This window comes from Xanthobacter sp. BG11Y11_SDJG (assembly GCF_057364445.1).
This window is the reverse complement of sequence record NZ_JBNFNU010000234.1, coordinates 1-6,740: the sequence shown is the minus strand read 5'-3', so window position 1 is coordinate 6,740 and position 6,740 is coordinate 1. Positions and strand designations below refer to the sequence as shown.

Genomic DNA, 6,740 nt, shown 5'->3' with positions numbered 1-6,740 from the left:
GCGTCTCGGACGCCCGCGCCGAGCGCGTGGGCCGGCTCGCCAGCCATGCGGATCCCGCCCCCGTGGTGCGCACCTGCCGGCGCCTGTGGCATTCCGTCATCATCTTGCTGCGCGGCGCCGACCGGCCTCTGGCCGAGCCGCTTGCGTCGCGGATCGCGCCCCATCTCGATGCTGCCGTGACCACGCTGCGCGCCCATATGGAGGCGCTCGCCGCCCGGCTCGACGGCGCGGACGTCGGCGACGTCGCCCAGACCGTGGCGGCCGCCCGCTCGGCGGTGGCGGCTCTTGAGGCGGAGGCGGAGCGCCTCAATGCCGAGGGCGCCCTGGACGCGGCGAGCGGCGAGACCCTGGCGGCGCTGTTCGCGGCGGTCTCCGCCTGCACCCATGTGGAGGAGAACCTGGCGGACCTTGCCGCCCGCCTCGACGAAGTGACGAGCCCCGAGGGCTAAGCACGAGAAACAGGCGTTGATCTGGAATGGTTCCGGGAGCAAGGATAGACTATCCCGCGTTGCACAATTGTGGAGAGACCCGTCCATGCCCGCCAGCGCCGCCCTCCGTTCCCCGGACGCCGCTCCCCTCGATGCGGTGGCCCTCGGCCGCGCGGCCACGGACCGCCTGGAGAAGCTGCTGGCGGAAGCGACCTCGGCGGTGCGCGCGCGGGTGAGCGATGGGGGACGCCTCTCGCCGGCCCTGCTGGAGGCCGAGCAGCGCGCCACCCACGGCCTCGCCTGGCTCGCCACCTACGTCTTCTCGGTGCGCGAACTGGTGCATTACGCCGATCGCCTGACCGAGATGGGCAAGTTCGGCGACACCGAGCGGCTGATCGTGCAGATCGGCCTCGGCGAGTATGTCGCCCAGATCCTCGGCGGCATTCCCATGAGCCAGGGCGAGACGGTGCGTCTCGCCGATCTCTACGTTTCCGACGAGACGCTGGAGGCGCTGCGCGCCGATCCCGCCGTCGCGGCCCTGATCGCAAAGGGCAACACGGCGGCGAGCCGCGCCGCGCTCGCCGACATCATCCGCGGCGCCCATCCCACCGGCACCATCGGCGAGGCGGGCCTCGACGAGACCATGGAGGCGATGCGCACCGAGATGCACCGCTTCGTGGAGGCGGAAGTCGCGCCCCACGCCCATGAGTGGCATCTGAAGAACGACTATATCCCGCTTCAGATCATCGCCCAGCTCTCGGAGATGGGCGTGTTCGGCCTGACCATTCCCGAAGAGTTCGGCGGCCTCGGTTTGCCGAAGGAGGCCATGTGCGTCGTCACCGAGGAATTGTCGCGCGGCTATATCGGCGTCGGCTCTCTCGGCACCCGCTCGGAGATCGCCGCCGAACTGATCCTCGCCGGCGGCACGGACGACCAGAAGGCGCACTACCTGCCGAAGATCGCCGCGGGCGAGATCCTGCCCACCGCCGTCTTCACCGAGCCGAATACCGGCTCCGACCTCGCCTCGCTGCGCACCCGCGCGGTGAAGGAGGGTGACGGGGAGGGCGCGGTCTACAAGGTCAGCGGCAACAAGACCTGGATCACCCATCCGGTGCGCGCCGACGTGATGACTCTGCTGGTGCGCACCAATCCGGCCGAGCCCGGCTACAAGGGCCTCTCCATCCTGCTCGCCGAGAAGCCGCGCGGCACGGACGAGAACCCGTTCCCCGCCGAAGGCATGACCGGCGGCGAGATCGAGGTTCTCGGCTATCGCGGCATGAAGGAATACGAGATCGGCTTCGACGGCTTCGCCGTGCCGGCGAAGAACCTGCTCGGCGGCGAGGAGGGCCAGGGTTTCAAGCAGCTCATGACCACCTTCGAGAGCGCGCGCATCCAGACCGCGGCCCGCGCCGTGGGTGTCGCCCAGGCGGCCATGGAGGTGGGCCTGAAATACGCCGAGGAGCGCATCCAGTTCGGCAAGCCGCTGATTGCCTTCCCGCGAGTCGCCGACAAGGTCGTGATGATGGCGGTGGAGACCATGATCGCCCGCCAGATCACCTACTTCGCCGCCCGCGCCAAGGACGAGGGGCGGCGCACGGATCTCGAGGCCGGCATGGCCAAGCTGCTCGGCGCCCGCGTCGCCTGGGCGGCGGCGGACAATGCGCTGCAGATCCACGGCGGCAACGGCTTCGCGCTGGAATATCCGGTCTCGCGCATCCTGTGCGACGCCCGCATCCTCAACATCTTCGAGGGCGCGGCCGAGATCCAGGCCCAGGTGATCGCCCGCCGCCTGCTCGACGGCGGCAACTGAGGGTCCCCGTCCGCGGGCGCGGCGGATCAGTCCGCCGCGCCGCGCTCGTCGTCTCCGGCTGCCGGCTCCTCGCCCGGCACGTATTCCAGGATGTCGCCCGGCTGGCAGCCGAGCGCCTCGCAGATGCGCGCCAGCGTGTCGAAGCGCACGCCGCGCACCTTGCCGGACTTCAGCAGCGAGACGTTCTGCTCGGTGATGCCGATGCGCTCGGCGAGCTCGCGCGAGCGCATCTCGCGCGCCAGCATCACGTCGAGATTGACCACGATGGGCATGAGGCTTCCCGCCTTTTCCAACCGGCTCAGATGAAGCCTTCATTCTCCCGGGCGATGCGCGCCGCCTCGCGCATCACCGCGCCGACGCCGATCACCATCAGCCCCACCAGAACCGATACCACGTCGTGGCTCGACAGGCGGACGGCGAGGACCCGCTGGCCGGGCGGATTGCCCAGCGTCAGCACGAGGCCGAGCAGGGTCGAGACCAGAGGGTTGAGCAGCGCCTGAAGCGCCACCGCGGCGCCGAACCGTTCGAGACGGGCGGCGAGTGTCCCGGTCACGGTCTCGCCGCGTCCGAAGTCGCGGAAGATCAGGCGCACCTGGTTGAGCCCGTAGGCGAGGATGGCGAGCGGCACCGCGGCGAGCAGCAGGCCCAGCGTCGTGCTCAGGGCGTCCAGCGTCACCGGATAGCCCGAAATCCCCAAGCGCGGCACGACCACGGCCTCGATCCAGGCGGGTCGGAGCCAGATGCCGAGCCCGCCGCCGACCAGCGCGACGAGGATGAACAGGGTGACGGCGGACAGCAGCTGCCCGCGATGGCGGAGGCGGGCGAGGCGAGGGTCGGAGATCGCATGCGACATGAAGAAACCTTTCCTTGACGCGGGAAAAAATTATCATAAAACGATAAATAGTCAATACCTGATGAGATGTCTCATGTCGCTCCTCCGCACCCTGCCGGGGCTCGCCGCCGCTCTGCTTCTCGCCACCGGCTGCTCGCACGTGCCGCTCACCAGCCTGCCGCGGCTTGCCAGCCTCGATCCGGTGACCATGGATCTTTCCGTCCTCCGGGCGGCGGTGCGCGCGCCGAGCGCGCTGCGCCCCGAGCCGGGCGGCGCCACCTTGACCATGTCCTTCTGGCTCGCCGGATCGGAGACCCGCAAGACGACGGTGTCGGCGCAGCTCGAGGAGGATGGCGACGCCGCCGTGCGCGCCGCCCTGAAGGCGGACGAGAAACCGGGCTTCCGCATCACCGTGTTCCGCCTCTCCGAGGACGGCCGGCGCCGGCTCGAGGCGGCGCGGGACGAGGTGCGCGCTCTCAAGGCCCGCGAGTCGTCAGGCGGCAGCCGCGTGCGCGGCACGCTCTCGGTCGGCATGAAAGGCTGCGCCGCGTCAGCGCTGCCGGAGGGGCCGATCCTGCTCAGCACCTATCTGCGCGACAAGCCGTCCGGCACGTTCATTCCGCTGGTGGCCGATGTCGATCTCAAGGCGCTGGCGACCGAGGCCGGCACCGAGGCGCCGGCGATCGGCGCTTGCGCGCCATGAGTGGAAGCGCGCTCAGGGCTCCGCGTCGGCGCGCGGCGCCGGCAGGTCGATCTCCTGCGCCCGATGCCCCGTCACCCTCAGAAACGCCTTCAGATCCGCGGGGGCGAGCACGGTGGTGCGGGTATTGGTGAGGGGATGGCAGCCGACGGCGTCGGCAAGCATGAGCGTCCGGTCGATGGCCACGTTCACGAGGCACGCCTCGTCATTGGCGAGCGCCAGGAGGCTCACCGAGCCCGGCAGCACGCCCAGCAGCTCGTAGAGCGCCTCGGCCGAGGCGAAGGAGAGCGAGCCGCGCGCCCCCAGCGGGTCGCGCAGCGCCTTCAGATTCACCGGCGCATCCTCGGCGACGGTGACCAGGAAGTAGCGCTTCTTCCCGTCGCGCAGGAACAGGTTCTTGGTCTGCACGCCCGGCAGGGCGCCGCGCAGCGCCTTGGATTCGGCCACCGTGTGGAGCGGCGGGTGATCGAAGGTTTGCGCTGCGATCTGATGGCGCACGAGCAAAGCGAGGAGCGTGTCGGGATCGTGCGGCATGGCCATGCGGGCGTGAGGAGGTGAACCGGCATAGCCGCAGTCCGGTCGCTTCCGCAAGGCCGTCGGAAACGGCGGACGGCCGGGTGGCGGGCCATGGACATTCCGTTGGGTCGCTCCCGGGGGTTTTTCCTTGCGGGCAATGCAACCTCGGGCGCATTTTGCTTTTCGAGTGCGGTATGATGCGGCTATTCTGCACCCGTCTCCTGGCGGTCCGCCGCCGTGATTGTCCCCGTGTTCCTGGACCGAGCCGTATGTCCGTTTTCACGGGTGGGGCACTTCGCGCCCCACCGCCTATTGCGCATCACGAGGACGTCGCGTTCTGGCTTGCCGGGACCGGCGCGGAAGCCAGGGCGAAAATCCGAGCCCATCCGCGCCTGCGCCAGGCGATGCTGATCGCCGCCGACGGCATCATTGGCGTCCACGACCACAATCCGCTCCTGAACCGCGTCCTCAACGACCGGGGCCGCACCGCGTTCGGGTTTTTCGTGCTTTATCTGGACGCCACCGCCGATGCCACCGGCACCGGACTGACGGCGGCGCGCATGGCGGCGCTGTGCCAGGAGACCGGCCTGTGCAGCCGGGGGCGCGCCAAGGCGCTGCTCGCGCTGATGCGGTGGGGCGGCTATCTGGAGCCCGTGGTCGGGCGCGGCGACCGGCGCGAACGGCCGCTGGCTCCCACCGAACGCTTGCGCCAGCTGTTCCTGATGCGCTGGCGGGTCCAGTACTCGGCCCTGCGCGAGCTGAGCGACTCGGCCGGTGTGGTTCTCGAACGCCTGGACGAACCGGGCTTTCTCTCCCAGCTCGCAGTGCGCTTCGGTGCCGTCTATCGGGCAGGCTACCGCGTGCTCGACCACGCTCCCGCCGTCGCGCCCTATTGCGAGCGGGACGGCGGCATGCTCGTGCTGTTCGCGCTTCTGTCCGCCGCCGCGCTCGGCGGCGCGCGCCCACCGCCACCGAACTTGGCCGGCGGTTTGGCCTGTCGCGCACGCACACGCTGCAGATTCTGCGCGACGCGGAGGCGGCCGGCCTGGTGGTTCGGGCCGGCCTGGTCGAGGATGGCGTGCCGCTCTCGGGCGGCCCCGGCTTCGCGCTGTCCCCCGAAGGCGTGCGCGGGGTGGAGGATTTTTCCGTCGCCGCGTTCGCCATGTTCGAATGCTGCGCGGCCTGGACGCTGGCGGATCTGGCCGCCGCGACGTGACGATGCGGCGCACAATGGCTTTCGCTTGCGCACAAATGCCCTAGACTGATCACGCCGGGGGGCCGGTGCGGCGCGCTTCGGCGGCGCGTCGTGGACGTGGGCAGGCGCGGGCCTGCCGGGGATGAGTCCGTCACGGGCTCTCGGGTCGGGTTGCGGGCCGGGATCGGCCGCGCAGGGCGGAACATCGAGATGACACACGTGAATGCGACCCAGGCGACCCAGGCGGTCCAGGCGGCCGACGGCGAGGCCAAGGACGAGCCGCTGCGCGAGGATATCCGCCGGCTCGGCCGCATCCTCGGCGATACGGTCCGCGAGCAGGAGGGCGAAGAGGTGTTCGACCTGGTGGAGCGCATCCGCCAGATCTCCATCCGCTTCCACCGCGACAATGACGAGGCCGCCCGCGACGAACTGGAGAGCCTGCTGGCCGGGCTCGATCCCGAGCGCGCGGTCGAGATCATCCGCGCCTTCAGCTACTTTTCCCATCTCGCCAATATCGCCGAGGACGGGCACCACATCCGCCGCAACCGCGCCCACGCCATCGCCGGCTCGGCGCCGCGCGCGGGCAGCCTCGCCCACGCCTTCGCCCGTGCCGGCGAGAAGGGGATCTCGGCCGACACGCTGATCGACTTCTTCCGGGGCGCCCATGTGAGCCCGGTGCTCACCGCGCATCCCACCGAGGTGCGCCGCAAGAGCACGCTCAACCGCGAGATGGAGATCGCCGGCCTCCTGGAGCGCGCCGAGCGCATGGATCAGACGCCGCAGGAGCGCGAGGCCCAGGAGGAGGAACTGCGCCGGGCGGTGCTCACGCTCTGGCAGACCGCCCTGCTGCGGCGCATCAAGCTCACCGTGCTCGACGAGGTGGCGAACGGCCTCAGCTATTACGACTACACCTTCCTCTCGCAGCTGCCCCGCCTCTATTGCCAGCTGGAGGACCAGCTTGCCGCCATGGCCGGCGATGGGCGCACGGTGGAACTGCCCTCCTTCCTGCGCATCGGCAGCTGGATCGGCGGCGACCGCGACGGCAATCCCTTCGTCACCGCCGAGGTTCTCTCCGAGACGGTGCGGATGCAGCGCGAGCGGGTGCTGGCCTATTACGATGCCGAGCTTCTGGCCCTCGGCGCGGAACTTTCCGCCTCACCCACCGTTGGTCGCGAAACTGCAGAGACCAACCAAGGCGTATGGAAAGATGAAGTTTTCTGGCAAGCGGGTGCTCGTCGTCGAGGACGAGTTCCTGGTGG

Annotated in this window: 8 protein-coding genes; 5 read left to right on the top strand and 3 right to left on the bottom strand. The window is 69.9% G+C overall.

The features are described from left to right. Positions 1-449: hypothetical protein (locus AC2W7M_RS16990; protein ID WP_486133491.1), on the top strand; the 449-nt coding region annotated here is incomplete at its 5' end. Between the two features lie 85 nt (positions 450-534). Continuing rightward, positions 535-2,238, top strand: coding sequence for an acyl-CoA dehydrogenase family protein (locus tag AC2W7M_RS16985; protein WP_486133489.1), 1,704 nt, complete (start codon positions 535-537; stop codon positions 2,236-2,238). A 26-nt stretch (positions 2,239-2,264) separates the two neighbouring features. Here the strand turns inward: AC2W7M_RS16985 and AC2W7M_RS16980 are convergent, their stop codons facing one another. Both AC2W7M_RS16980 and AC2W7M_RS16975 read right to left on the bottom strand, forming a co-directional pair. After that, positions 2,265-2,510: a helix-turn-helix domain-containing protein gene (locus AC2W7M_RS16980; RefSeq protein WP_486133487.1), complete on the bottom strand. Its 246-nt coding sequence runs from the start codon at positions 2,508-2,510 to the stop codon at positions 2,265-2,267. A 26-nt stretch (positions 2,511-2,536) separates the two neighbouring features. Then, complete coding sequence (locus tag AC2W7M_RS16975) at positions 2,537-3,091, bottom strand: DUF2975 domain-containing protein (RefSeq protein WP_486133486.1); 555 nt, start codon at positions 3,089-3,091, stop codon at positions 2,537-2,539. Positions 3,092-3,164: 73 nt separating this feature from the next. Between AC2W7M_RS16975 and AC2W7M_RS16970 the strand changes: the two genes are divergently transcribed. Continuing rightward, a complete protein-coding gene (locus AC2W7M_RS16970; protein ID WP_486133485.1) occupies positions 3,165-3,773 on the top strand; it encodes a hypothetical protein in 609 nt (202 codons plus the stop codon). Between the two features lie 12 nt (positions 3,774-3,785). On the opposite strand, the gene AC2W7M_RS16965 is transcribed toward AC2W7M_RS16970, so the two are convergent. Continuing rightward, positions 3,786-4,361: a prolyl-tRNA synthetase associated domain-containing protein gene (locus AC2W7M_RS16965; protein WP_486133484.1), complete on the bottom strand. Its 576-nt coding sequence runs from the start codon at positions 4,359-4,361 to the stop codon at positions 3,786-3,788. A gap of 194 nt (positions 4,362-4,555) precedes the next feature. Between AC2W7M_RS16965 and AC2W7M_RS16960 the strand changes: the two genes are divergently transcribed. Together AC2W7M_RS16960 and AC2W7M_RS16955 are read left to right on the top strand one after the other, a co-directional pair. Beyond that, positions 4,556-5,551: a hypothetical protein gene (locus AC2W7M_RS16960; RefSeq protein WP_486133482.1), complete on the top strand. Its 996-nt coding sequence runs from the start codon at positions 4,556-4,558 to the stop codon at positions 5,549-5,551. 140 nt (positions 5,552-5,691) lie between these two features. Further along, positions 5,692-6,740, top strand: a 1,049-nt coding sequence (locus tag AC2W7M_RS16955; RefSeq protein WP_486133481.1) for a phosphoenolpyruvate carboxylase, incomplete at its 3' end; no start/stop codon positions are given.

Coding starts and splice junctions, on each gene's coding strand:
- AC2W7M_RS16985 (WP_486133489.1), top strand. CDS start 535: ATGCCCGCCAGCGCCGCCCTCCGTTCCCCGGACGCCGCTCCCCTCGAT.
- AC2W7M_RS16980 (WP_486133487.1), bottom strand. CDS start 2,510: ATGCCCATCGTGGTCAATCTCGACGTGATGCTGGCGCGCGAGATGCGC.
- AC2W7M_RS16975 (WP_486133486.1), bottom strand. CDS start 3,091: ATGTCGCATGCGATCTCCGACCCTCGCCTCGCCCGCCTCCGCCATCGC.
- AC2W7M_RS16970 (WP_486133485.1), top strand. CDS start 3,165: ATGTCGCTCCTCCGCACCCTGCCGGGGCTCGCCGCCGCTCTGCTTCTC.
- AC2W7M_RS16960 (WP_486133482.1), top strand. CDS start 4,556: ATGTCCGTTTTCACGGGTGGGGCACTTCGCGCCCCACCGCCTATTGCG.